Origin of the sequence: Streptomyces sp. NPDC060002, from assembly GCF_042737245.1 — a bacterium.
Classification (GTDB): domain Bacteria; phylum Actinomycetota; class Actinomycetes; order Streptomycetales; family Streptomycetaceae; genus Streptomyces.
The window spans coordinates 40,979-61,937 of the sequence record NZ_JBHWUW010000052.1 but is presented as its reverse complement, the minus strand read 5'-3'; the positions used below and the strand labels follow the sequence as shown (position 1 = coordinate 61,937).

The window sequence follows — 20,959 nt, the reverse complement described above, 5'->3', positions numbered from 1 at the left end:
CAACACCCGGCAGCAGCGGCGCTATCCGTTCCCACGCCACATCCGTCAGCTCACCACGACCCACCACAAGATCAATTATCAGACAGAACCTAGGGCCGGTCCTGGGGGCGGCGTTTCTTGCCGTCCAGCTCGTCCCACCACTCGTCGGACTTCGGATCGCCGGAGGGGTCGTCCCACCAGCGGTCCTCGGGACCGCGCCGATTGGCGACCATCGCGGCGAGCGGCGGAATGACCATGGCCACCACACACATCCCGACGGCCACAGGCATCGACCAGAGACGCACGACTCCCCAGGCCAGGACGAACAGCACCACACAGCTGCCCATCATGGCGAAGTAGACGTGCCGACGGCGGGCGTACATACGTCCAGGGTAGATCCGGCGCGGCCGATCGGGGCAGGGCACCATCACGGCAGACAGGCTCGCGCCCAACCGCCGGACGGAGTCCGGCGCAGCCGATCGGGGTGGGGCCGTGCATGACGGAAGGGCCGTGCCCCGGGGTGAACCTGGGGTACGGCCCTTCCGGCGTCGGGGTCCGAGGGATCAGACCGCGATCGCGACCTCCGCGAGGCCGCCCTGCTGGGCGACGACCGTGCGGTCGGCGGTGGCGCCGGGAACGAGGGCGCGAACGGTCCAGGTGCCTTCGGCCGCGTAGAAGCGGAACTGTCCGGTGGCGGAGGTCGGGACCTCCGCGGTGAACTCGCCGGTCGAGTCCAGCAGACGGACGTAGCCCGTCACCGGCTCGCCGTCGCGGGTCACCTGACCCTGGATCGTGGTCTCACCGGGCTTGATCGTCGAGGCGTCCGGGCCGCCGGCCTTCGCTCCACACATGTGCTTCTCCAGAGGTCGTTCAGGTCGGTCTTCGGATGGTTACTTGTTGGCGCCGAGCTCGATCGGGACGCCGACGAGGGAGCCGTACTCGGTCCAGGAGCCGTCGTAGTTCTTGACGTTCTCCACGCCCAGCAGCTCGTGCAGCACGAACCAGGTCAGGGCCGAGCGCTCGCCGATGCGGCAGTACGCGATGGTGTCCTTGGCCAGGTCGACCTGCTCGTCGGTGTAGAGCTCCTTGAGCTCGTCGTCCGACTTGAAGGTGCCGTCGTCGTTGGCGTTCTTCGACCACGGGATGTTGCGGGCGGACGGGACGTGGCCCGGACGCTGCGACTGCTCCTGCGGCAGGTGCGCGGGAGCGAGCAGCTTGCCGCTGAACTCGTCGGGCGAGCGGACGTCGACCAGGTTCTGCGAGCCGATGGCCGCCACGACGTCGTCGCGGAAGGCGCGGATGGACTTGTTCTGCGGCTTGGCCTGGTAGGAGGTCTCGGTGCGCTCGGGCACCTCTTCGACCAGCTCGCGGGCGTCCAGCTCCCACTTCTTGCGGCCACCGTCGAGAAGCTTGACGTTGTCGTGGCCGTAGAGCTTGAAGTACCAGTAGGCGTAGGACGCGAACCAGTTGTTGTTGCCGCCGTAGAGGATCACCAGCGTGTCGTTGGCGATGCCCTTGGCCGACAGGAGCTTCTCGAAGCCCTCCTGGTCGACGAAGTCACGGCGGACCGGGTCCTGGAGGTCCTTGGTCCAGTCGATCCGGATGGCGTTCCGGATGTGGTTCTTCTCGTACGCGGACGTGTCCTCGTCGACCTCGACGATGGCGATGTCGGCGTTGTCGAGGTTGGCCTCGACCCAGTCGGCGTCGACCAGGACGTCACTGCGGCTCATGCTCGTTCTCCTCCGGGGCAGTTGCGGCGGGGGTGTGCAAGAAAGGAGGGGTGCGCGGCCGGGTCCTCGCCGGCGGCCGACGCACGGATGCCCTCGAGTGAGGGCGCCGGGAGGCGCGGAAGGCCGGCGGCGCTTCCGCTCAGAAAGTGCGACAGAGCATGGCGGCGACGCGGCACAGGTCTACTGCCCGCCGCTTCGTGAGATCCGCCTGTCGCTGCATCATGTCGACGATCGTAGGGACGGACAGGCGGGCATGTCACCAGCATGCCGAATGGTGAGATGCGATCGTCCGGATAGTGGGACATGACAAGCGCCCGGGCCGTCGTCGCACGGCTTCCGGGCGCTTGTGTCCGCCGTCACCTCTACGCTACGGACGGCGGCGTCTCGCCTGTCGGACGCTCACCGTCCACCGGAGGTCCATCCGGGAGCCGGTCCAGGAGTCCGTCCGGGAGCCGATCCAGGAGTCCGTCCGGGAGCCGGCCCAGGAGTTCACCCGGGATCCGGTCCGGGAGTCGGTCCGGGGGCAGCCCTACCCGGCCAGCCTGACGTTCGAACCCTTCACCGAGATGTCCACACCGTTCGTCCCCGCCTGGACCTTGTCGAGCTGGATCCCGCCGGGCAGGTCGTCGATCTTCTGCTCGAAGTCGGTGATCGAGCGCACCTCGCTCTCGGCGGCCTGGACCCCGCCGAAGCTCGGCAGCGAGTCGGCGTGCACGCGGACGGTGTCGCCCTCGACGGTGACCGTGCTGAGGACGTACACGGGCTGCGGCAGCTTGGTGCCGAGCACGGTGGCCTCGACGGCGACCTTGATCTTGCCGTTGCCGCCGTCGGAGAGGCCGACCACGTTGGCGGTGACGCCCTGCATCACCCGCGTCGGCTCGGACTTCGCCGTCTTCAGCAGCTCGGCGTAGGTGATGGACGCGGTGCCGGTGGCGCTGGAGGCGGTGGCGGAGCTGTAGTCGCCGGAGAACTCGACGCCCTTCATGTCCGCCTGGAGGTCGTCGATACGGATGGACTGACCGCTGGTGCCGGTCGCCGCCTCGTAGTCCTTCATGCCGACCTCGACGTCGTCCAGCGAGCCGCCGACGACCTGGGTGAGGAACGGGAAGCCCTTGATGGACACGTCCGGGGTGGCGGAGAGGCCCTCGTTGGCCTTCAGCTTGTCGGCCACCTCGCCCTCCGCGAAGTTCACGGCCAGCCGGTCCGCGAGCACGAACAGGCCGCCCAGGACCACGACGACGACCAGCAGTATTCGAAGCGCACGCATGCGGTAGTTCCCCCACCCGGATGACCTGAACGGTTCATTGACAACGGTTCAAGGTAACCCCGCGCGGAAGGGGTACCGGCGGTTTGTCGATCACCTGTGACAGACCATCACCGCTCTTTGCCCCTTACTCCCCGCTCACTCCCTGCTCGCCCCTTACGCCAGCGCCCGCCCGAGCACGTAGACCGCCGGCGCGGCCGCGGCCAGCGGCAGGGCCACGCCCGCCGTGAAGTGGACGAAGCGGGAGGGGTAGTCGTAGCTCGCGACCCGGTGGCCGACGAGCGCGCAGACCGCCGCGCCCGCGCCGAGCAGCGCGCCCTTGGCGCCCAGGCCGGTCATCCCGCCGACGGTGATGCCCGCGCCCGCCGCGGCGAGCAGGGCCACCACGACGGAGGCCGGGGTGGGCAGCGGCAGCGCCCGGGCCAGCACGGCCACCGCCACCGCGGCGGCGCCGACCGTCACCGCGTCCGGCTCGGCGCCGAGGTGCCCGGTGGCGAGGACGGCCAGCGCGGAGGAGGCGATGGTCGCCATCAGTCCGTACATACGTTCGTCGGGGTCGGCGTGCGAGCGCAGCTGGAGCACCAGGCAGAGCAGCACCCAGACGCCGAGCGTGCCGAAGATCGCGGCGGGCGCGTTCTCCCTGCCTGCCGCGAGAAGCGCCACGTCCGAGACCAGTGCGCCCAGGAAGGCGAGCGCGATGCCCTGGCGGGCCGGCCACATGCCGTTCAGCCGGAACCAGCCCGCCGCCGTGACGGCCTGGAGCGCGACGAGCGGCACGAGGAGCGCGTACGAGCCGATGGCCGCCGCCCCGGAGAGGAGCAGACCGAGGAGCGCGGTGAGCGCGGCGGGCTGTATCCCCGGCTCGATGACCGGCGAACGCCCCTCCAGACGGGCCCGCTGGGCGTCGGTGACGCGGGCGTTGCCGGCCAGGGTTGCGGGGCCGTACGTCATACCGGTGCCTCCGGTCGCGGTCGCGGGTTCCGGCACGGGCGCGGAAACGAGGGGGGCGGCGGGCGCCGAGGGCAGGTGGGAGGCCTGTTGCGGCGCCGGGGCCGCCTGCCAGTTCCCCGCCCGGGCGGGGAACTGCGCCTGGGCGTGGTTCGCCGCCTGGGCGTGGTCCTGCGGCTGGGCGTGGTTCTGCGCCTGGGCGTGGTTCGCCGCCCGGGAGTGGTTCTGCGGCTGGAGGTGGTTCTCCGGCGGCAGGGCCGCGCCCGCCGCGGGGCCGCCGCCGTACGACGGGGCGTTGCCGTACGCGGAGGCGTTGCCGTAACCGGAGGCGTCGTCGTACGCGGAGGCGTTGCCGTAACCGGAGGCGTTGCCGTACGCGGAGGCGTTGCCGTAACCGGGGGCGTCGTCGTACGCGGGCTGCCGGCTGCCGTAGACCGGCGCCTCGCCCGTCTGCGGGGGCAGATAGGCGGTCTGGGCCGGGTCGGCCGGGGTGACCGGCGCCTGGACGCTCGTCTCCCAGGTCTGGCCCTGCCACTGCTGCGTGTTCTGGAGGTGTGCCTGCGGGTCCTCGTACCCCTGCTGCTGCCCCGGCCACGCCTGCTGAGCCTGCTGGGGCTGCTGAGCCTGTTGGGGCTGCTGCTGGGCGTACGGGTCGTAGTCCTGGTACCCCTCGTACCCCTCGTACCCCTGGTGGCCCTGGTGGTCGTACGGCTGGTCGGTCATCTCACCCTCCTGCGAACGGCGGGAGCACCTCGACCGTGCCGCCGTCGGCCAGCCGTACCGTCTCATGTTCGCGGGTGCCCACGGGGTCACCGTCGACGAGGAACGAGCATCGCTGCAGGACACGTACGAGTTCACCGGGGTGTCGCGCACGTGCGGCATCGAGCGCCTCGGCGAGCGTGGCCGCGTCGTGCGGCTCCTCGGCGACCCCGGCCGCGGCCTTGGCGGCCGCCCAGTAGCGCACCGTGACCTTGGGCATCAGGTTCCTCAATCGATCGGCTGTGTACACGGTCAGGCTAGCCCGCCCGCGCGACCGCCCAGTCCCCGATACGGGCCAGCAGACCGTCGTCGGCCGCGTGCTCGGCGTGGCCCATGCCGTGCTCCAGCCAGAGTTCGCCGTGGCCGGCGGCGGCCTCGGCCAGCATCCGGGGGTGGTCGAGGGGGAAGTAGCCGTCCTGGTCGCCGTGCACGATCAGCAACGGGGTCGGCGCGATCTTCGGGACCGCCTCGACCGGGGACAGCGGAACGGGGTCCCAGTCCCGGCGGTGGATACGGGTGCGGAAGCCGTAGCGGCCGACCAGACGGCCCTCGGGGCGGGTGACCATCCAGTGCAGCCGGCGCATCGGGGCCGTGCCGCGGTAGTACCAGCGGGCGGGGGCGCTCACGGAGACGACGGCGTCCACCGTCCCCTCGTGCAGCGCCGCGTGCCGCAGGACCACCGAGCCGCCCATCGAGAAGCCGACGGTCACCACGCGCGCGTGCCCGAGCGAGCGTGCCCATTCCACCGCGGCGGCCAGGTCGAGGACCTCGCGGTCGCCGACCGTCGAGTGTCCGCCGGAGCGGCCGTGCCCCCGGAAGGAGAAGGTGACGACGGCGCCGTACCGGGCGAGGGCGGACGCCACGCGCCGCACGTGCGGGCGGTCCACGTCCCCGGTGAACCCGTGGGCGACGACGAACACCGGGTGACGGGTGGATGGCGCGGAGGCGTCGTATACGACCGCACCCGGTTCGTATACGGAATCGACGGCAATACCGTCGGCGGTGGGCAGAAACGTCCGCAATGGTGCGTGCGTGCCCGTCTCGGAATTCGGACGAACGGTGGAACGTGCCACATGACCTGCCGGACCGCTGCTCATGTGGGCTATTCTGCTGGACAGAGGACTCGGGCAACGTAGCCCCCGGGTCCTTTTGTGCTTTCGGAAGCGTTGTATACGAAATGGGAACCGGGCGGGAAACGCCAGGTGACCGCAGGTGTACGGCCCCCCGGGATCGCAGAGCAGTGCCGCAAAAGCCGCTGTGCCGCAATGTCCTCGCAGGGACCGAGGAGGAACCAGACATATGAGTTCTCTGCTGCTCCTGACCAACGCTCTCCAGCCGTCGACGGAGGTCCTTCCGGCCCTCGGCCTGCTGCTGCACAACGTCCGCGTGGCTCCGGCCGAAGGCCCCGCCCTCGTCGACACCCCTGGCGCCGACGTCATCCTGATCGACGGCCGCCGCGATCTGCCTCAGGTCCGCAGCCTCTGCCAGCTGCTGCGCTCCACCGGCCCCGGCTGTCCGCTCATCCTGGTCGTGACCGAGGGCGGCCTCGCCGCCGTCACCGCCGACTGGGGCATCGACGACGTACTGCTGGACACCGCGGGACCGGCCGAGGTCGAGGCCCGGCTGCGGCTGGCCATGGGCCGTCAGCAGATCGTCAACGACGACTCCCCGATGGAGATCCGCAACGGCGACCTGTCGGTCGACGAGGCGACCTACAGCGCGAAGCTGAAGGGCCGGGTCCTGGACCTCACCTTCAAGGAGTTCGAGCTCCTGAAGTACCTGGCCCAGCACCCGGGCCGGGTGTTCACCCGCGCACAGCTGCTCCAGGAGGTCTGGGGCTACGACTACTTCGGCGGCACCCGTACCGTCGACGTCCACGTACGACGCCTGCGCGCCAAGCTCGGCCCCGAGCACGAGTCGCTGATCGGAACCGTCCGCAACGTCGGTTATCGATTCGTTACCCCTGAGAAGGGGGAGCGCGCGAGCGACGAGGCGAAGGCCAAGGCGGACCGCTCCGAGCGGGCAAACACGGAGGATGCGGACAACGTGGCCGCCCTGGACGCCACAGAGGTCACGGCGGAGGCGTAGTACCCGCCGGTAAGCCCGGCACCCGCTCGGGAAGGGCGCCGCCCGCGCACAGGGAAGCTCCTGTACGCCCTGCCCAGAGCGGGTCCATCCGCGTAGACTCCGCGCGTGGCCAAGGTGACTCGGGATGATGTGGCGCGACTGGCGGGTACTTCTACCGCCGTCGTCAGCTATGTCATCAACAACGGACCCCGGCCGGTCGCCCCGGCCACGCGCGAGCGTGTCCTCGCCGCCATCAAGGAACTGGGGTACCGGCCCGACCGGGTCGCCCAGGCGATGGCGTCACGGCGCACCGACCTCATAGGCCTGATCATCCCGGACGCCCGTCAGCCCTTCTTCGGCGAGATGGCGCACGCGGTCGAGCAGGCCGCCTCCGAGCGCGGAAAGATGGTGCTGGTCGGCAACACCGACTACGTCGCCGAGCGCGAGGTCCACTATCTGCGGGCGTTCCTCGGGATGCGCGTCTCGGGCCTCATCCTCGTCAGCCACGCGCTGAACGACCTGGCGGCCGCGGAGATCGACGCCTGGGACGCCCGGGTGGTCCTGCTGCACGAACGCCCCGAGGCCATCGACGACGTCGCCGTCGTCACCGACGACCTGGGCGGCGCCCAGCTCGCCGTACGCCACCTCCTGGAGCACGGCTACGAGTACGTGGCCTGTGTCGGCGGCACCGCGGACACCCCCTCCGTCGGCGACCCGGTCTCCGACCACGTCGAGGGCTGGCGGCGCGCGATGGACGAGGCCGGCGTCAGCACCGAGGGCCGGCTCTTCGAGGCGCCGTACAACCGCTACGACGCCTACCGCGTCTCCCTGGAGCTGCTGGCCGGCCCGGACCGGCCGCCGGCCGTCTTCTGCTCCACCGACGACCAGGCGATCGGTCTGCTGCGCGCGGCGCGCGAGCTGCGCATCGACGTGCCCGGCGAGCTGGCGGTCATCGGCTTCGACGACATCAAGGAAGCGGCCCTCGCCGACCCGCCCATGACAACGATCGCATCGGACCGCTCGGCGATGGCCCGGGCGGCGGTCGACCTCGTCCTGGACGACGGTCTGCGGGTCGCGGGGTCGCGGCGCGAGCGGCTGAAGGTGTTCCCGTCACAGCTGATGGTGCGGCGGTCCTGCGGCTGCGCTTAGCCGTTCAGGGGCCTGTACGCGAACCGTTCACGGGCCGTTCTGAGCCGTTCACCGGCCTGTATGAGCCGGGTATGAGACGTCTCTGAGAGGCATCCCCCCGACTTCGGGATCGCTCTTTATATCGGGCATACGAGGTTCTGGCGGGCTTCTCAGGGAGCACTCAGGGAGCTCTCATGGTCGGGCGAGAAGCTTCGTTCCATGACCGAGAGCATCCGCCGCAGCGGCGAGTACGAGAACTTCGAGAACCCGTACCAGGCCCCGTACGAGGGCGCCCAGCAGCACGCCTCCTCCCCCGTGGACTCCTCCCCGGTGAACCCGGAGTGGCCGCCGCCGCCGGCGTACGAGCCGGTCGCGCAGCCCGTGCAGCAGCAGCAGTCGGTGCAGCAGCAGCCCGTGCAGCCGGTGCTGCAGTCCGCGCACCAGCAGCAGCCGGCCGTCGAGCCCACCGCGGTGTGGCAGACCCAGGCAGCGGCCGGCGGCGCCGACAACGGCGGCTACGGCGGCAACGGCGGAACCGCTCTCCTCACCCCCCTGGCCTCCGAGCCCGCGCCCGCGCCCGCCAGGAAGAAGCGCGCCCGCGGCCCGTTCGCGCTGCTCGCCGCCGTGGCGATCGTCGCGGCGGCCATAGGCGGCGGCACGGCCTACGGCATCCAGGAGCTGACCGGCAAGGACCAGGTGGTCTCCACGTCCACCACCACCAGCGTGGTGCCCTCCAGCAAGACGGGCGACGTGGCCACCATCGCGGCCGCGGTCAGCCCGAGCGTCGTCGAGGTCAGCGCCACGCTCAGCAACGGAACGTCCACCGGCTCCGGTGTGATCATCACCAGCGGCGGCGAGATCATCACCAACAACCACGTCATCTCCGGCGCCACCTCGATCAAGGTGTCGACGAGCGACGGGAAGTCGTACACCGCCAAGGTCGTCGGCACGGACAGCAAGAAGGACCTCGCGCTCATCGAACTGGAGAACGCGTCCGGTCTGAAGGCGGCGACCCTCGGCAACTCCGACGGCGTCAAGGTCGGCGACACGGTCGTGGCGATCGGCTCCCCCGAGGGCCTGACCGGCACCGTCACCAGCGGCATCGTCTCCGCGCTCAGCCGGGACGTGACCGTCTCGACCGACGAGAGCCAGAGTCAGAGCCAGGGCCAGGGAAGTCAGGGCGGCGACGGCAGCTGGCCGTTCCAGTTCGGCGGCCAGCAGTTCAACGGCGACACCGGTACGTCCACGACGACGTACAAGGCGCTCCAGACGGACGCCTCCCTGAACCCCGGCAACTCCGGCGGCGCGCTCATCGACGCCAGCGGCAACATCATCGGCATCAACTCCGCGATGTACTCCGCCGCGACGGACTCTTCTTCCTCCTCCTCCGACGCCGGCAGCGTCGGCCTCGGCTTCGCCATCCCGATCAACACCGTCAAGGCCGACCTCGCCACGCTGCGGGCCGGCGGCTCCGACAGCTGACAACCCACCACCGAGTCAGGGAGTACGTCATGATCAAGCAGGTTTCGCACACGGTGACCGGTCTCGGTGCGGCCGACCTCGGCCTGGCCCTCGACGTGGCGTACGAGCTGCACCCGCCGGTCGCGCCGACCCGCGCGCCGGAGGTGGCGGCCCCGCAGCTGATGGGCCTGCGCACCACGGCGGCCCGCCCGCACCAGCGCAAGGTGCCGCTGAACCGGCTCGCGGCCATGCGCGGCTGATCCCACCCCCAACCCACTCTTTACGCGCACACCGGGAACCGTGCGAGGCTGAGGACACTCAGCACGTTCAGCAGGTCCAGCCTCCCGTCGTCCCACCGCACCCGAGGAATCCACGCCCATGAGCCCCGCCGAAGGCGACCGTGACACCCAGCGCATCCTGATCGTCGACGACGAGCCGGCGGTGCGCGAAGCACTCCAGCGCAGCCTCGCCTTCGAGGGCTACGACACGCAGGTCGCCGTGGACGGCGCGGACGCGCTGGAGAAGGCGACGGCCTACCAGCCCGACCTGGTGGTGCTGGACATCCAGATGCCGCGCATGGACGGCCTCACCGCCGCACGCCGCATCCGCGGGGCCGGCGACACCACGCCCATCCTGATGCTGACGGCCCGCGACACGGTCGGCGACCGGGTCACGGGACTGGACGCCGGGGCGGACGACTACCTGGTCAAGCCCTTCGAACTGGACGAGCTGTTCGCCCGCGTACGGGCCCTGCTGCGGCGCAGCTCCTACGCTGCGGCGGCCGGAGCGGGCGCCGTGGAGGAGGACGAGGCGCTCACCTTCGCCGACCTGCGCATGGACCTCGCGACCCGTGAGGTCACCCGCGCCGGACGCCCCGTGGAACTGACCCGCACGGAGTTCACCCTCCTGGAGATGTTCATGGCCCACCCGCGCCAGGTGCTCACCCGTGAGCAGATCCTGAAGGCGGTCTGGGGCTTCGACTTCGAGCCGTCGTCCAACTCTCTGGACGTGTACGTGATGTACCTGCGCCGCAAGACGGAGGCGGGCGGAGAGCCGCGCCTCGTGCACACCGTGCGGGGCGTCGGGTACGTGTTGCGACAGGGCGGGGCGGAGTGAACAAGGTCGTGCGGCGGTTCCGGACCCTTCCCATCCGGGCCCGGCTGTCGATGCTCGTCGCTGCCGCCGTGGCTTTCGCGGTGGCGGCGGTCTCGGTGACCTGCTGGTTCATCGTGCAGGGGAAGTTGTACGACCAGGTCGACAACGACCTCAGGAAGATGTCACAGCCGCAGCGGTACAACCAGGTCGAGGATCTCCTCGCCAGCTGCCCCCAGACCGCTCAGTCCGATCAGAACAACGAGCCCGACATCAGCGACCTCCGGGCCCGGAACACCTACATCCAGCTGGTCAAGGCGGACGGGACGGCCTGTGTCTCTGCGACCTCGGCGGGCACCGTCAAGGTCACCGACGCCGACAAGAAGGTGATCAAGGAGGCGAGCAGCAGTGGTGAAGGGATCATCCGCAATGGCACCGACTCAAACGGCAATGCCGTACGGGTACTCACCGCGCCGCTGATCGTCAGCCAGGGCATGGGCAGTCCGCCTCAGCTCTACCCCGACACGGCACTCCTCATCGCGGCCCCCCTCAAAAGCACCGAGTCCACCCTCAACGACCTCGCCCTGATCCTGCTTCTCGTCTCCGGCATCGGAGTCGTCGGTGCGGGGGCGGCCGGTCTGGCGGTGGCGCGTGCGGGGCTGCGGCCGGTCGACAAGCTCACCGAGGCCGTCGAACACGTGGCCCGGACGGAGGACTTGAGCATCCGGATCCCCGTCGAGGACGAGACCGACGACGAGATCGCGCGTCTCTCCCGTTCCTTCAACTCGATGACCGCCTCGCTCGCCAACTCCCGTGAGCTCCAGCAGCAGTTGATCGCGGACGCCGGGCACGAGCTGCGCACCCCCCTCACCTCCCTCCGCACCAACATCGAGCTCCTCTCCCGCAGCGAGGAGACGGGCCGCCCGATCCCCCCGGCGGACCGCAAGGCACTCCTCACCTCCGTGACGGCGCAGATGACCGAGCTGGCGTCACTCATCGGCGATCTCCAGGAACTGTCCCGTTCCGAGGGCCAGCGCGGCGAACGCGTGCAGGTGGTCTCGCTGGAGGACGCGGTGGAGTCGGCGCTGCGCCGGGCCCGGCTGCGCGGCCCGGAGCTGACCATCACGGCCTCGCTGGAGCCCTGGTACACCCGGGCGGAGCCGGCCGCGCTGGAGCGGGCGGTGGTCAACATCCTCGACAACGCGGTGAAGTTCAGCCCCGAGGGCGGCACGATCGACGTCCGGCTGAGCCACGGGACGCTGACCGTCCGCGACCACGGCCCCGGCATCCCCACCGAGGAACTCCCGCACGTCTTCGACCGCTTCTGGCGCTCCCCCAGCGCGCGGGCCCTCCCGGGCTCGGGCCTCGGTCTGTCGATCGTCGCCCGTACCGTGGAACAGGCGGGCGGCCAGGTCGGCCTGGCCCGCGCGGACGGCGGCGGCACGGTGGCGACGGTCCGGCTGCCGGGGGCTCCGACCCCTCCGCCGGAGGATCCCGCCATCGCCTCGTAGGCGGCGGACGACGTACTCCTCACGTATTTCCGTGAGTCGGCAACCTTTCCGGTCCGGGCGGCGACCCAGGAGCGCATCAACTCCCCCCGCCCCGCACGGAACGGAATGTCGTATGAGCGCGCACCGAAGCAGAGGCACCGGCAAGCCCCGTCACCGCAGGCGCAGCACCGCGCTCGCGATCGGCGTCCCCCTCGCCCTCACCGCCGCCGGCACCCTCGCCTACGGCACGGACCTCGGGCTCTTCGGAGCGGACGCGCAGGCGAGGGCGTCGGCCGCGACCGCGGCCACGCCCGCCTGGGCGACCGCCACCGCCGACGGCTTCGCCTCCGTCGACGCCCTCGGTCAGAACGGCACTTACGGCGGCCGGGACGGCAAGACCGTCACCGTGAAGACGCTCGCCGACCTGGAGAAGTACGCGACGGCCGCCGAGCCGTACGTGATCGTCGTCGCCGCGACGATCACGATGGACCCGGTCGGGAAAGAGATCAAGGTCCAGTCGGACAAGACGATCGTGGGGTCCGGGACCGCCGGGCACATCGTCGGCGGCGGCTTCTTCCTCGGCCAGGGCGTCCACAACGTGATCATCCGGAACCTGACGATCCGGGACGCCTACCAGGGCGTCTGGAACGACAAGGAACACGACTACGACGGCATCCAGATGGACGGCGCCCACCACGTCTGGATCGACCACAACGACATCCGGCACATGGCCGACGGGCTCATCGACAGCCGCAAGGACACGACGTATCTGACGGTCTCCTGGAACAAGCTGAGCCAGGAGAACAAGGCGTTCGGCATCGGCTGGACCGCCAACGTCACCGCCGACATCACGATCCACCACAACTGGATCCGCGAGACCGAGCAGCGCAACCCGTCCACGGACAACGTCGCCCACGCCCACCTGTACAACAACTTCCTGGAGGACGTGGCGGGGACGGACATCAAGTCCTCGTACGGCAACTACTCGCGCGGCGGGACGAACATGGTCCTGGAGAACTCCTACTTCCAGGGCCTGACCAACCCCGTCGTCCGGGACGCCACCGCCACCCTCGTCCAGCGCGGCAACGTGTTCTCCGGCACGACCGGCAAGAACGAGAGCGGCGGCACGGGCGCGGCCTGGGACCCGAAGACGTACTACGCGTACACCCTCGACAAGGCGGCCGACGTCCCCGCGCTCCTCAAGTCGGGTGCGGGCCCGCGCAGTTCCATCGGCACGACGGCGACCACGACGACCGCCACCACGAAGGCGGCCGCCGCCACCACGCTCACCGTCGCCAAGGACGGCAGCGGGCAGTACACGACCGTGCAGGCCGCCGTGAACGCCGTACCGGCGAACAACCCCGCGCGCGTCGTGATCGCCGTCAAGCCGGGCACGTACCGCGAGCTGGTCAAGGTCCCGTCCAACAAGCCGCACGTCACCATCCAGGGCACCGGCGGCAGCCGCAAGGACACCACGATCGTCTACGACAACGCGTCCGGTACGCCGAAGCCCGACGGCTCCGGCACGTACGGCACCGGCGGCAGCGCGACCGTCGCCGTCGACGCGGACGACTTCCAGGCCCGCAACCTGACCATCTCCAACGACTTCGACGAGGCCGCCCACCAGGACATCGCCAACCAGGCGGTCGCCCTGCGCACCTCCGCCGACAAGGTGTTCCTCGACGGCATCATCGTCAGCGGCGACCAGGACACCCTGCTGGTGGACACCGCGGCCAAGGAGAAGCTGGGCCGCGTCTACATCACCAACTCCTACGTCGTCGGCAACACCGACTTCATCTTCGGCCGAGCCACCGCGGTGATCGACAAGTCCGTCATCACCCTGAAGAAGCGCTGGAACGGCACCTCGGCCGGCTATGTCACGGCCCCCAGCACGGCCGCCGACCGCAAGGGCATCCTGATCGCCAACTCCACGGTCAACGGTGACGTGTCCGACCGGAGCTTCTTCCTCGGCCGCAACTGGCACGCGGGCGGCGACGCGACCCTCGACCCGCAGACCACCGTCCGCAACACCTCCCTCAGCGCCGCGATCAAGACCACGCCCTGGTCCGACATGAGCGGCTTCTCCTGGAAGGACGACCGGTTCGCGGAGTACAAGAACACCGGCGCGGGCGCGGGCGCCGCAAGCACCGACCGCCCCCTCCTGACCGACGCCCAGGCCGCCGCCCAGGAGGTCGCGGACTGGCTGGGCGACTGGACCCCCACGGCCTCCTGACATCCCCCTGCCAGCTCCGCCACAGCCCCTCGCCACACCGTGAGGGAATGGTGATGCGCACGGTGGAGGGGACGACGGCGGGGGCGGCAGCGAGCGGGGCAGCGGCTGGGGGCGCGAGTACGGCGGGGAGGATACTGCTGGCCGACGACGACGCGGACATCCGCGAGGGACTCGGCCGGCTGCTCCGCTTCGAGGGCTACGAGACCGTCCTCGCCGGAGACGGACGGCTCGCCCTCGCTCTCGCCCTCGACCTCGACCTCGTCGGAGCCCCCGGCAACGCCCCCGACCTGGTCCTGATGGACGTCACCATGCCCGGCCTGGACGGTCTGGCCGCGACCCGGCGGATCCGGGCCTCCGGCTCCACCGTCCCGATCCTGATGATCACCGGCCGGGACGCGGTGGGCGACCGTATCGTCGCCCTCGACAACGGCGCGGACGACTACCTGATGAAGCCGTTCGCCGCGGAGGAGCTGCTGGCGCGGGTGCGGGCCCTGCTGCGCCGGGGCAGCCGACGGACCTCCCCGCCCGCCAGGACGGCTTCCCCGCGGCTGGCCTTCCACGACATCGCCATGGACCTGTCCTCGCGCACGGTCACCCGCGCCGCCCGCCGGCTCGACCTCACCCCCACCGAGTACTCCCTCCTGGAGTACTTCCTCCGCCATCCGACGAAGGTCCTCAGCCGTGCCCAGATCCACAAGGACGTCTGGGGCTTCGACTTCGAACCGGCGTCCAACACGCTCGACGTGTACGTCATGTACCTGCGGCGCAAGCTGGAGCAGTACGGCGAACCCCGGCTGATCCAGACGGCGCGGGGGCTCGGGTACCTGCTGCGGGCGGTGTGACGCGGGGCTGCGGCGCTGCGGGGCTGCGGCGCTGCGGGGCTGCGGGGCTGCGGCGCTGCGGGGCTGCGGCGCTGCGGGGCTGCGGGGCTGCGGCGCTGCGGGGCTGCTTCAGAGGCGGAGCACCAGCGTGTCGTCGGCGAGCCGCTTGTCTGCCGTGGTCTGCCGCGCCGTCTCCGACCACGGTTCGACCAGCCTGGTGTAGGCCTCGCAGCGGGCCATCAGCTCGTCGTGCGTGCCCGCGTCCAGCAGCCGCCCCTCGTCCACGACCAGGATGCGGTCGGCGTCGGGGGCGAAGCTCAGATCGTGGGTGATCATGAGGGTGGTGCGGCCGGACATGAGGCGGCGCAGGGGTTGGACGATCTGCCGGGCGGCCACCGAGTCGAGGCCGGCGGTGGGTTCGTCGAGGACGAGGACCGGGGCCGCGCGGAGCATCGCGCGGGCGATGGCGACCCGCTGGAGCTGGCCGCCCGAGAGGGCCGCGGTGCCGGGCGCGATGTGGGTGTCGTAGCCGTCGGGGAGGGCGGCGATGAACTCGTGGGCGGCGGCCGACCTGGCCGCCCGCTCGATCTCCCGGTCGGTGGCGCCCGGGCGGCCGCATGCGATGTTCTCCCGGATCGTGCCGTTGAGGACGAGGGTCTGCTGGGGGAGCAGCGCCGTGTTCTCGCGGACGAACTCCAGCGGGATGTCCGTGAGCGGGACTCCGTCCAGGCAGACGACGCCCGCGTCGGGGTCGTAGAAGCGGGTGAGGAGTTTGGACAGGGTGGACTTGCCGGCTCCGCTCGCGCCCGTGACCAGGACCAGTTCGCCGGGGCCCGCGGTGAAGGTCACGTCCCGCAGTGACTCGCGGGCCGCGTCGGGGTAGCGGAACGAGACGCCGTGCAGGCTGACCCAGCCCCGGACCGGCCAGGCGGGGACGGGGACGTCCGGGTCCCTCACCGACGGTTGCGCGTCCAGGAGTTCCGCGATGCGTTCCGCGCCCGCCGTGGCCGCGGTGACCGTCAGGCCGAGCTGGCCGAGGCTGCGGACCGGCGGGTAGAGGTAGCCGATGAACGCGGCGAAGGCGAGCAGGGCGCCCAGGGTCATCCGGCCGGCCGAGATCTCCCAGACGCCCAGGCCGATCACCGACAGGACGCACAGGGTCTCGACCACCTCGACGAACTGCTCGTACATCTCGCTCAGCCGCGCCCCGCGCACACTGGCCCGCATCCACGCGCGGGCCTCCTTGTCGAGGCGCCGCTCCTCGTCGCGGCGGCGGTTGTACGCCTGGGTCAGCACGACGTTGCCCAGCGACTCCTCCACCACCGAGGTGATCGCGCCGTCGGCGACGCGTTCGTCCTGTGAGGCCTGCTTGATCCGGCCGGCGAAGCGGCGGGCGGCGAGGAGGAAGAGCGGGGCGAGGACGAAGGTGGCGAGGGCCAGGTCCCAGCGGAGCCACAGGGCCGCCGCCGCGTAGAAGACCGCCGAGAAGGCCGCGGAGATCGTGCCGACCACACCCGACACGACCAGTTGCTCGATGGCCTCCACATCTCCCGTCAGGCGTTCCACCAGATCGCCCCGGCGGTGCCGCTGGAAGAAGTGGGGTGGGAGGTCCTGGACGTGACCGAAGACGTTCGCGCGCAGCCGGAGGACGAAACGTTCCGCCGTCCAGGTCGCGAGCGAGTTGCCCAGATAGCCGACGAGCGCGCCCAGCACGGCGACAGCCAGCCAGGCTGCGGCCGGACCCCAGAAGGCGGAGAGCGAGCCGGCCTCGAGGGCGTTGTCGGTGAGTTCGGCGAACAGCAGGATGGAGGCCGTCTCGGCGAGCGCGGACACCACCACGCACCCCACGATCACCAGCATCCACCTGCGGTCGCCGCGGGTCAGCGGCCAGAAGCGGCGGAAGGCCTCACGGGCTTCCCTCATGTCAGCAACTCCTCGACTCCCTGCGTGTATGTCCCTGCGTGTATGGAGGCATGGCCGAGGCGGGGTCACCGGCTCTCACCGGTGACCCCGCCTCGTGGCGTGCCGTCAGCCCTTGTGCGCGACCGGGCGGCGCTTCGGGGTGACCTTCTTGGCGGCCTTCTTCTTGGCCACGGGCTTCGGCGCCGGGGCGGCGGCGGTCTTGCGGGCCTTCTTGACGGGGGTGATCTTGTGGAAGCTCATGGGAATTACCTCTCCATTTATCAGGTGCTGATTATGTTGGTTTTACGCGTGGCTTATTTGTCGCGGGTTTGCAACAGTGCCGACTTCGGCATCAGCCCTTGTGGGAGACCGGGCGGCGCTTCGGGGCCACCTTCTTCGCGGCCTTCTTCTTGGCCACGGGCTTCGGCGCCGGGGCGGCGGCGGTCTTGCGGGCCTTCTTGACGGGGGTGACCTTGTGGAAGCTCATGACGTTCTCCGTTCGCTCTGTTCGCTTTCGCGTCGTTCGCTGTCGACATGGAAAACACTACGGGACACCGGAGCCGGAAAAAGCCAATTCCGCTTAGACCTCGATGAATTGCGGCTGAGATGAGTTTTCAGGCGACAGCGGGAACCAATCGAGAACTCACACAGGTTTTAATACGAAGAGGCGGCCCCGTCGGTGACGGAGCCGCCTCTTCGCTTGTCCTGCCGAGAGGGTTACTGCACGATCGCGATCCGGTTCGCCGTCGGCGGGGCGATCGGGCCCGTGACCGAGGAGTTGGCGAGCAGGTACTGCTCCAGGGCCGTCAGGTCGTCGGCGCCGACGAGGTCGTTCGTGCCCTGGCCCAGCGTGGTGAAGCCGTCGCCGCCGCCCGCGAGGAAGCTGTTCGTCGAGACGCGGTAGGTGGCGGCCGGGTCGATCGCCGCGCCGTTCAGCTTGATGGAGTCCGTGACGACGCGGTCGGCGCCGCTCTTCGTCAGGTCCAGCGTGTACGTCAGGTTGGCGGACGGCTGAAGGATCTTCGGCGCGCTCGCGTTCGTCCCGCTCACCTGCTCCTTGAGGACCTGGATCAGCTGGGCGCCGGTGAAGTCCTGGAGGTTCACGGTGTTGGAGAACGGCTGGACGGTGAAGCCCTCGGCGTAGGTCACCACGCCGTCGCCCTCGCTGCCCTTGGCCGCGTAGGTGAGACCGGCCCGGACGCCGCCCGGGTTCATCAGCGCGAGGTCCGTCTCCGGGTCGAGCTCCTTGCCGTACCAGAGCTGGGCGTCCGCGATCAGGTCGCCCATCGGGGACTCGGTGCCCGTGCTGGGCACGTCCGCGGAGATGTGGCCGATCGCCCGGTTGCCGACGGGGGCCGCCAGGGTGTTCCACTTGGTGATCAGCTCGGTCATGTCCGGCGCCTTGGCGACGGTCCGGGTGACCACGTGGTTCGCCGACTTGACCGCCGTACGCGCGATGTCACCGGTGAAGCGGTCATACGTCAGCGTGGTGTCCGTGTACAGCCGGCCGAACGACGCGGCCGAGGTGACCGTGCGCGGCTTGCCCGACGGGTCCGGGATCGTGCACGCGTACGCGGCGTGCGTGTGGCCCGTCACCAGCGCGTCCACCGACGGCGTGATGTTCTTCGCGATGTCGACGATCGGGCCGGAGATGCCGGCGCCCGCGCCCGCGGAGTCACAGTTGTAGTTGTAGGAGCCCGAGGCCGGCAGACCGCCCTCGTGGATGAGCGCCACGATCGACTTCACGCCCTGCTTCTGCAGCACCTTGGCGTACTTGTTGATCGTCTCGACCTCGTCCTTGAACTTCAGGCCCTTGACGCCCTCGGCGGACACCACACCGGGGGTGTCCTCCAGCGTCACGCCGATGAAGCCGATCTTGACGTCCTTCTTCTTCCAGACGAAGTACGGCTTGAGGATCGGCTTGCCGGTCTTCTCGGACAGGACGTTGGCCGCCAGGTACGGGAAGTCGGCCCCCTTGAACCTCTTGTCCGTGTAGCAGCCGGCCGTCGGGTGGCAGCCGCCGTTCTGGAGCCGGGCCAGCTCCTTGGCGCCCTCGTCGAACTCGTGGTTGCCGACCGACGTGACGTCCAGGTCGAGCTTGTTCAGCGCCTCGATGGTGGGCTCGTCGTGGAACAGACCCGAGATCAGCGGGGAGGCGCCGACCATGTCGCCGCCGGCCGCGGTGACCGAGTACGCGTTGCTCTTGCGGGCCTCGCGCAGGTGCGTGGCGAGGTACTCCACACCGCCCGCGTCGATCGTCTTCGTCGTGCCGTCCGCCTGGAGTTCCGTGACCCGGCCGGAGGAGCCGGACGGGGGCTCGAGGTTGCCGTGCAGGTCGTTGAAGGACAGCAGCTGCACATCCTGGTAGCGGCTCGGCAGCGGCTTGGAGTGCTTGGTGTCATGGGCGTCCGCCGGGAGCGCGGCGGCCATCGCACCTGCGGTGGCCAGACCCGCGGCGGCCGCGAGAAGACGGTATGTACGACGTCTGCCGTTCGGATGCGGCTGGGAAGTGGCTGGCATGCGCCCCCCTGAGGTGTCTGCCTGTGGCGTCTGCGTCCCCCGGGCCCGACCGGCCCTGAGAGACGTATGAGGAAGTGGCCCCGTCCGGCGCAGCCTAGGGTCAACGCGCGTAGCGCGACAGGGGGTTCTTGGTTACATCCTGGTTTCCCTTCGTCCTCCGCTTACCCTGTGCTTTGCCCTTCGGGACCGCGGCCTTCCGCCTTTCCCCTTGCCGCCACTTTGTGCGGCCCGCCCCTTACCCTCGTACGCATGACCAGCGACGACATCGCACGGATCCCCGGCTCCCGATCCATCGAGACCCACTCCGAGCTCTCCCCCGAACAGACCGGGGCCGTCCTCGAACTGCTCGCGGAGGCCGCCCGGACGGACGGCCAGCAGGCGGTGTCCGAACAGGGCCGCCTACAGCTGCGCGGAGGCGCCCGCGAAGGCATCTCCCACCTGGTCCTCAACCTCGGCGACGAACTCGTCGGCTACGCCCAGCTGGAGGACACCGATCCGGTCGAGGCACCCGCCGCCGAACTGGTCGTCCACCCCTCGTACCGCGGCCACGGACACGGCCGCGCGCTCGGCTCCGCCCTGCTCGCCGCCTCCGGCAAGCGGCTGCGGGTGTGGGCCCACGGCGGACACTCCGCCGCCCGGCACCTCGCCCAGGTCCTGGGGCTCTCCCTGTTCCGCGAACTGCGGCAGATGCGGCGGTCGTTGACCGACCTCGAACTGCCCGAGCCGGTGCTGCCCGAGGGTGTGACCGTCCGTGCCTTCGTCCCCGGGAAGGACGACTCCGCCTGGCTCGCCGTCAACGCCGCCTCCTTCGCCCACCATCCCGAACAGGGCTCCCTCACCCAGCGCGACCTCGACGCCCGCAGGTCCGAGCCCTGGTTCGACCCCGCCGGCTTCTTCCTCGCCTTCCGCGGCGAGCGGCTCGTCGGCTTCCACTGGACGAAGGTGCACGCCGAGGAGCAGCTCGGCGAGGTGTACGTCCTCGGTGTCGCCCCCGGCGCCCAGGGAGGCGGCCTCGGCAAGTCCCTCACCACGATCGGCCTGCGGCACCTCGCGGCGCAGGGCCTGCCCACCGCGATGCTGTACGTCGACGCCGACAACAAGGCCGCGGTGTCGGTGTACGAGCGGCTGGGGTTCATCACCCACGAGACAGACCTGATGTACCGGACGGAGACCTGAGCCGGGCAAGGAGAGCCGGGACCGACGGAGAGGCGGCAGCGTCAGCGGCAGCCGGCGGCGGGTAGCGGGCGGCGGCAGCAGGTAGCCGGCGACGGCAGTCGGTAGCGGGCAGCGGCAGCCGGCGGCAGCGGGTAGCGGCAGCGGCAGCGGGCAGCGGCAGCTGGCGGCAGCAGGTAGCGGCAGCGGCAGCCGGCGGCAGCAGGTAGCCGGCGACGGCAGTCGGCAGCGGGCAGCGGCAGCCGGCGGCAGCGGGTAGCGGTAGCGGCAGCGGCAGCCGGCGGCAGCGGGTAGCGGCAGCGGCAGCCGGCGGCAGCAGGTAGCCGGCGACGGCAGTCGGCAGCGGGCAGCGGCAGCCGGCGGCAGCAGGTAGCGGGCAGCGGCAGCCGGCG

Annotated in this window: 21 protein-coding genes; 9 read left to right on the top strand and 12 right to left on the bottom strand. The window is 70.5% G+C overall.

From position 1 onward, the window contains the following. Positions 1-89 precede the first annotated feature (89 nt). The 8 genes from ACFWBD_RS33200 to ACFWBD_RS33165 all read right to left on the bottom strand — a co-directional run bounded on the left by ACFWBD_RS33200 (position 90) and on the right by ACFWBD_RS33165 (position 5,777). Complete coding sequence (locus ACFWBD_RS33200) at positions 90-362, bottom strand: DUF3099 domain-containing protein (RefSeq protein ID WP_351766745.1); 273 nt, start codon at positions 360-362, stop codon at positions 90-92. A gap of 180 nt (positions 363-542) precedes the next feature. Then, positions 543-830, bottom strand: coding sequence for a DUF1416 domain-containing protein (locus ACFWBD_RS33195; RefSeq protein WP_010351646.1), 288 nt, complete (start codon positions 828-830; stop codon positions 543-545). 39 nt (positions 831-869) lie between these two features. Beyond that, positions 870-1,709 carry a sulfurtransferase gene (locus tag ACFWBD_RS33190; protein ID WP_385675096.1) on the bottom strand — a complete coding sequence of 280 codons (840 nt, stop codon included), beginning with the start codon at positions 1,707-1,709 and terminating at the stop codon, positions 870-872. Between the two features lie 139 nt (positions 1,710-1,848). After that, positions 1,849-1,929: a putative leader peptide gene (locus ACFWBD_RS33185; protein WP_351007875.1), complete on the bottom strand. Its 81-nt coding sequence runs from the start codon at positions 1,927-1,929 to the stop codon at positions 1,849-1,851. A 309-nt stretch (positions 1,930-2,238) separates the two neighbouring features. After that, on the bottom strand, positions 2,239-2,976 hold the full coding sequence (locus ACFWBD_RS33180; RefSeq protein WP_385675093.1) for a DUF2993 domain-containing protein: 738 nt from the start codon (positions 2,974-2,976) through the stop codon (positions 2,239-2,241). A gap of 153 nt (positions 2,977-3,129) precedes the next feature. Then, the gene (locus tag ACFWBD_RS33175) at positions 3,130-4,644 is read right to left on the bottom strand and encodes a hypothetical protein (protein ID WP_385675090.1); all 1,515 of its coding nucleotides are present in this window, start codon (positions 4,642-4,644) and stop codon (positions 3,130-3,132) included. A gap of 1 nt (position 4,645) precedes the next feature. Next, positions 4,646-4,900: a MoaD/ThiS family protein gene (locus ACFWBD_RS33170; RefSeq protein ID WP_020130366.1), complete on the bottom strand. Its 255-nt coding sequence runs from the start codon at positions 4,898-4,900 to the stop codon at positions 4,646-4,648. Between the two features lie 37 nt (positions 4,901-4,937). Then, a complete protein-coding gene (locus ACFWBD_RS33165; protein WP_385675087.1) occupies positions 4,938-5,777 on the bottom strand; it encodes an alpha/beta hydrolase in 840 nt (279 codons plus the stop codon). 202 nt (positions 5,778-5,979) lie between these two features. On the opposite strand from ACFWBD_RS33165, the gene ACFWBD_RS33160 reads away from it, so the two are divergent. The 8 genes from ACFWBD_RS33160 (at position 5,980) to ACFWBD_RS33125 (ending at position 14,993) form a co-directional block, all read left to right on the top strand. Continuing rightward, positions 5,980-6,768 (top strand): winged-helix domain-containing protein, encoded by a 789-nt coding sequence (locus tag ACFWBD_RS33160; protein ID WP_385675084.1) that lies wholly within the window; start codon positions 5,980-5,982, stop codon positions 6,766-6,768. A 105-nt stretch (positions 6,769-6,873) separates the two neighbouring features. Beyond that, the gene (locus ACFWBD_RS33155; RefSeq protein WP_385675081.1) at positions 6,874-7,896 is read left to right on the top strand and encodes a LacI family DNA-binding transcriptional regulator; all 1,023 of its coding nucleotides are present in this window, start codon (positions 6,874-6,876) and stop codon (positions 7,894-7,896) included. Positions 7,897-8,094: 198 nt separating this feature from the next. Continuing rightward, positions 8,095-9,357: a S1C family serine protease gene (locus tag ACFWBD_RS33150; RefSeq protein ID WP_385675078.1), complete on the top strand. Its 1,263-nt coding sequence runs from the start codon at positions 8,095-8,097 to the stop codon at positions 9,355-9,357. 29 nt (positions 9,358-9,386) lie between these two features. Further along, positions 9,387-9,596, top strand: coding sequence for a hypothetical protein (locus ACFWBD_RS33145; RefSeq protein ID WP_385675075.1), 210 nt, complete (start codon positions 9,387-9,389; stop codon positions 9,594-9,596). A 118-nt stretch (positions 9,597-9,714) separates the two neighbouring features. Beyond that, the gene (locus ACFWBD_RS33140) at positions 9,715-10,452 is read left to right on the top strand and encodes a response regulator transcription factor (RefSeq protein ID WP_020130372.1); all 738 of its coding nucleotides are present in this window, start codon (positions 9,715-9,717) and stop codon (positions 10,450-10,452) included. After that, positions 10,449-11,939 carry an ATP-binding protein gene (locus ACFWBD_RS33135; protein ID WP_385675072.1) on the top strand — a complete coding sequence of 497 codons (1,491 nt, stop codon included), beginning with the start codon at positions 10,449-10,451 and terminating at the stop codon, positions 11,937-11,939. Before ACFWBD_RS33140 ends, ACFWBD_RS33135 begins: the two co-directional genes overlap by 4 nt. 112 nt (positions 11,940-12,051) lie before the next feature. Then, entirely contained in the window at positions 12,052-14,151 is a 2,100-nt protein-coding gene (locus ACFWBD_RS33130; protein ID WP_385675069.1) for a pectinesterase family protein, read from the top strand. A gap of 47 nt (positions 14,152-14,198) precedes the next feature. Beyond that, positions 14,199-14,993: a response regulator transcription factor gene (locus ACFWBD_RS33125; RefSeq protein WP_385675065.1), complete on the top strand. Its 795-nt coding sequence runs from the start codon at positions 14,199-14,201 to the stop codon at positions 14,991-14,993. Between the two features lie 108 nt (positions 14,994-15,101). Here ACFWBD_RS33125 and ACFWBD_RS33120 read toward each other — a convergent pair whose 3' ends face one another. The 4 genes from ACFWBD_RS33120 to ACFWBD_RS33105 form a co-directional block, all read right to left on the bottom strand. Then, positions 15,102-16,895: an ABC transporter ATP-binding protein gene (locus tag ACFWBD_RS33120; protein ID WP_385675062.1), complete on the bottom strand. Its 1,794-nt coding sequence runs from the start codon at positions 16,893-16,895 to the stop codon at positions 15,102-15,104. Positions 16,896-17,000: 105 nt separating this feature from the next. Further along, positions 17,001-17,135, bottom strand: coding sequence for a hypothetical protein (locus tag ACFWBD_RS33115; RefSeq protein WP_199920330.1), 135 nt, complete (start codon positions 17,133-17,135; stop codon positions 17,001-17,003). A 91-nt stretch (positions 17,136-17,226) separates the two neighbouring features. After that, entirely contained in the window at positions 17,227-17,361 is a 135-nt protein-coding gene (locus tag ACFWBD_RS33110; protein ID WP_385675059.1) for a hypothetical protein, read from the bottom strand. A 230-nt stretch (positions 17,362-17,591) separates the two neighbouring features. Then, positions 17,592-19,394 (bottom strand): bifunctional metallophosphatase/5'-nucleotidase, encoded by a 1,803-nt coding sequence (locus ACFWBD_RS33105; protein WP_385675056.1) that lies wholly within the window; start codon positions 19,392-19,394, stop codon positions 17,592-17,594. Between the two features lie 249 nt (positions 19,395-19,643). Here ACFWBD_RS33105 and mshD point away from each other — a divergent pair, with 249 nt between their 5' ends. Further along, positions 19,644-20,570, top strand: coding sequence for a mycothiol synthase (gene mshD / locus ACFWBD_RS33100; RefSeq protein WP_385675053.1), 927 nt, complete (start codon positions 19,644-19,646; stop codon positions 20,568-20,570). Positions 20,571-20,959: the final 389 nt, after the last annotated feature.

Bases quoted from the DNA above. Each gene is read 5' to 3' on its own strand.
- ACFWBD_RS33160 (WP_385675084.1), top strand. From the start codon at position 5,980: ATGAGTTCTCTGCTGCTCCTGACCAACGCTCTCCAGCCGTCGACGGAG.
- ACFWBD_RS33195 (WP_010351646.1), bottom strand. From the start codon at position 830: ATGTGTGGAGCGAAGGCCGGCGGCCCGGACGCCTCGACGATCAAGCCC.
- mshD (WP_385675053.1), top strand. From the start codon at position 19,644: ATGACCAGCGACGACATCGCACGGATCCCCGGCTCCCGATCCATCGAG.
- ACFWBD_RS33125 (WP_385675065.1), top strand. From the start codon at position 14,199: ATGGTGATGCGCACGGTGGAGGGGACGACGGCGGGGGCGGCAGCGAGC.
- ACFWBD_RS33115 (WP_199920330.1), bottom strand. From the start codon at position 17,135: ATGAGCTTCCACAAGATCACCCCCGTCAAGAAGGCCCGCAAGACCGCC.
- ACFWBD_RS33145 (WP_385675075.1), top strand. From the start codon at position 9,387: ATGATCAAGCAGGTTTCGCACACGGTGACCGGTCTCGGTGCGGCCGAC.
- ACFWBD_RS33185 (WP_351007875.1), bottom strand. From the start codon at position 1,929: ATGCAGCGACAGGCGGATCTCACGAAGCGGCGGGCAGTAGACCTGTGC.
- ACFWBD_RS33165 (WP_385675087.1), bottom strand. From the start codon at position 5,777: ATGAGCAGCGGTCCGGCAGGTCATGTGGCACGTTCCACCGTTCGTCCG.
- ACFWBD_RS33200 (WP_351766745.1), bottom strand. From the start codon at position 362: ATGTACGCCCGCCGTCGGCACGTCTACTTCGCCATGATGGGCAGCTGT.
- ACFWBD_RS33180 (WP_385675093.1), bottom strand. From the start codon at position 2,976: ATGCGTGCGCTTCGAATACTGCTGGTCGTCGTCGTGGTCCTGGGCGGC.
- ACFWBD_RS33175 (WP_385675090.1), bottom strand. From the start codon at position 4,644: ATGACCGACCAGCCGTACGACCACCAGGGCCACCAGGGGTACGAGGGG.
- ACFWBD_RS33105 (WP_385675056.1), bottom strand. From the start codon at position 19,394: ATGCCAGCCACTTCCCAGCCGCATCCGAACGGCAGACGTCGTACATAC.
- ACFWBD_RS33170 (WP_020130366.1), bottom strand. From the start codon at position 4,900: ATGCCCAAGGTCACGGTGCGCTACTGGGCGGCCGCCAAGGCCGCGGCC.
- ACFWBD_RS33190 (WP_385675096.1), bottom strand. From the start codon at position 1,709: ATGAGCCGCAGTGACGTCCTGGTCGACGCCGACTGGGTCGAGGCCAAC.
- ACFWBD_RS33110 (WP_385675059.1), bottom strand. From the start codon at position 17,361: ATGAGCTTCCACAAGGTCACCCCCGTCAAGAAGGCCCGCAAGACCGCC.
- ACFWBD_RS33150 (WP_385675078.1), top strand. From the start codon at position 8,095: ATGACCGAGAGCATCCGCCGCAGCGGCGAGTACGAGAACTTCGAGAAC.
- ACFWBD_RS33140 (WP_020130372.1), top strand. From the start codon at position 9,715: ATGAGCCCCGCCGAAGGCGACCGTGACACCCAGCGCATCCTGATCGTC.
- ACFWBD_RS33120 (WP_385675062.1), bottom strand. From the start codon at position 16,895: ATGAGGGAAGCCCGTGAGGCCTTCCGCCGCTTCTGGCCGCTGACCCGC.
- ACFWBD_RS33130 (WP_385675069.1), top strand. From the start codon at position 12,052: ATGAGCGCGCACCGAAGCAGAGGCACCGGCAAGCCCCGTCACCGCAGG.